Consider the following 2,550-nt stretch of genomic DNA (forward strand, 5'->3'; position numbering starts at 1 on the left):
CCATGCTCCAGCAGGTTCTGGCCCAGATTGAAGCCCATTTTTCCTAATCCGATCAATCCAACTTTCATTACATATCCCTCCGAATTGTATTTGTATAGGCAAGTGTTAAGAGTACAAAGGGTACAAGTTACGCTCCGGGCCGGATAACATCCGCTTCAAATCCGCGTAAGCTATTCGGCTTGGGCAGCTCCGCAGGCATTACCTCATCGAGCCACCAGTGGTCCTCTCCAAGCAGCTCATCTGCCGCATCCGGTCCATAAGAACCCGAAGCATACGTATGAAGCGGCAGCGTTCCTTCTTCCGTTGCCTCGATAATCGGCTGAACCCATTGCCAGGACAGCTCCACTTCATCCCAATGGGCGAAGAAAGTCGCATCCCCGAGCAGCGCATCATAGATCAGATTCTCATAGGCTTCCGGCAGATCCGGATTGGCCGAATCATGTTTGATGCTGACCGGCTCAAGCTGGCCGTGCTGGCGCGGGTTTTTGGTATTGAGCTGCAGTGAAATGCCTTCGCCCGGCCCGATTTCGATTACCAGCAGGTTCGGGTCCAGCGGGACCTCCCCTCTGTTTTTGTTATGGAAATCATTAAACGGTTCCTTGAATTCTATAACGATCCGGGTCGATTTCTCTTTCATGCGTTTGCCGGTGCGGATATAAAAAGGTACTTCATTCCACATCGGATCATCAATCCACAGGCGGGCGGCGATGTAAGTCTCATTCTGCGAGGAAGCTTCAATACCCGGTTCGGCTGTATAGGCAGGGACCTTGTTACCTTTAATCTCTCCAGCGCCATATTGTCCGCGCACCACATGCTGAGTGACCTCTTCCTTCAGCAGCGGACGTAAGGACTGGATCACATACCGCTTCTTGCTGCGGACATCCTCAGGTGTGCTGCCTTTAGGAAGCTGCATGGCCATCATCATCAGGAGCTGCAGCATATGGTTCTGGAACATGTCGCGCAGCGCACCCGCCTTGTCATAATAGCCTGCCCGCTCTTCCACACCGACAGTCTCAGCAGCCGTAATCTGAACATTCGCGATATAACGGTTTTGCCATAATGCCCGGAGCACAGGGTTTGAATACTTCAAGACTTCCAGGTTCTGCACCATCGGCTTGCCGAGGAAGTGATCAATCCGGAAAATTTCTTCTTCCTTAAAGGCCGCATTCAGGCTGTTGTTCAGCTCCCGCGCCGACTGCAAATCTCTGCCGAAAGGCTTCTCGATGATCAGGCGTTTCCAGCCGGTTGTGTCACCAAGACCGCTAGCTTGGATATTGCCGGCAATCGGACCGAAGAATTCAGGGCCGACCGACAGATAAAACATCCGGTTACCGGAGATATTCAGCTCTTCTTCACGGCGGCGTACATGACCCAGCAGCTTGGTATAATCCTCCGGACGTCCCACATCCAGCACGCTATATTCAAAGGCCCGCAGAAAATTCTGCAGCCCGGCTGTCTCTTTTACCGGACGGCGGGAAAAGGTGCGCAGCGAATCCAGCACTTGGGCCTGGAACGTTTCATTACTGAGCTCTCTTCTGCCAAGTCCAATCACGGAGAGAGGGCCGGAAAGCTTGCCATCTGCGAACAAATTATATAAAGCCGGGTAGATTTTGCGTTTTGCCAAATCTCCGGTAGCGCCAAAAAGCACAAAAGTTGATGATTCCACTTTCATTCCTCCCGTTATTATCTAATGTTTATTAGGTTACTTATAATTACTCGCAAACTTTAATATAACACATCATACGACTGTAAAAACCATTCGTCAACCTCATTTCGACATTTACGAAAAGTACTTATTTTCACGAACTTACCACTATGTTATAGTTAGTGGGATATTATTAATAACTACTAAGGGTGGATGCAAAGTGACCCAGGAGATTAGACCTTTACTTGCCAAAGTAGAGCACGCTTATCATATCGTCGGGAAGAAATGGGTGAATCTGATCATTCATGTGCTTATGGAAGGGCCTAAGCGGTTCAGTGAGCTGCATACCATCATCCCGGATTTAAGCAAACGTATGCTGAATGAACGCTTGAAGGAGCTTGAAGGCTGCGGCCTGCTAAGCCGTACAGTCATCCCTGACCGGCCGGTCCGGACGGAATATTCACTCACGCAAAAAGGGCAGGAGCTTGGAGCTGCGCTCTGCCATGTTGAGGATTGGGCGGTAAAGTGGCTGTGATGACGTTAACCATAAAAAAAGCGGAGCCTGCGGCTCCGCTTTAGGTCATTCATTTTGCTACATCGTTCTATCCGTTAATCTTATTTACCATACTGCTGATATTCCGCCTGCACTTTTTCCGGCGTTAGTACATTGTTGTAGATCTTCAGCTCGTCGATTAAGCCTTTGTAAGGCGCATCCTCCCAGTAATTCACACCCAACGTAAAGATCGCATTATTATTCGTAAAGGTATTAGGGAAGTCGGCGCCCGTGAACTTCAGTTCACCGTTGATGTACAGCTTGACCGTTCCATTTTGGACTGTAAAAACAACATGTGTCCACTGATTTACAGCGATTTTGAATCCGGCATTTGCCTGATAGGCCGCATTCG

3 protein-coding genes are annotated in these 2,550 nt (G+C 49.4%); 1 reads left to right on the forward strand and 2 read right to left on the reverse strand.

Translation table 11 applies throughout. From position 1 onward, the window contains the following. Nucleotides 1-127: 127 nt before the first annotated feature. Nucleotides 128-1,666: a glucose-6-phosphate dehydrogenase gene (gene zwf, locus AQR02_RS13575; protein ID WP_054940955.1), complete on the reverse strand. Its 1,539-nt coding sequence runs from the start codon at nt 1,664-1,666 to the stop codon at nt 128-130. Between the two features lie 199 nt (nt 1,667-1,865). Here zwf and AQR02_RS13580 point away from each other — a divergent pair, with 199 nt between their 5' ends. Then, nucleotides 1,866-2,180, forward strand: coding sequence for a winged helix-turn-helix transcriptional regulator (locus AQR02_RS13580; protein WP_054940956.1), 315 nt, complete (start codon nt 1,866-1,868; stop codon nt 2,178-2,180). Nucleotides 2,181-2,260: 80 nt separating this feature from the next. Here the strand turns inward: AQR02_RS13580 and AQR02_RS31335 are convergent. After that, nucleotides 2,261-2,550, reverse strand: a 290-nt coding sequence (locus AQR02_RS31335; RefSeq protein ID WP_148449157.1) for a LamG domain-containing protein, incomplete at its 5' end; no start/stop codon positions are given.

The organism is Paenibacillus ihuae (genome assembly GCF_001368795.1).
Lineage (GTDB): Bacteria > Bacillota > Bacilli > Paenibacillales > Paenibacillaceae > Paenibacillus_AQ > Paenibacillus_AQ ihuae.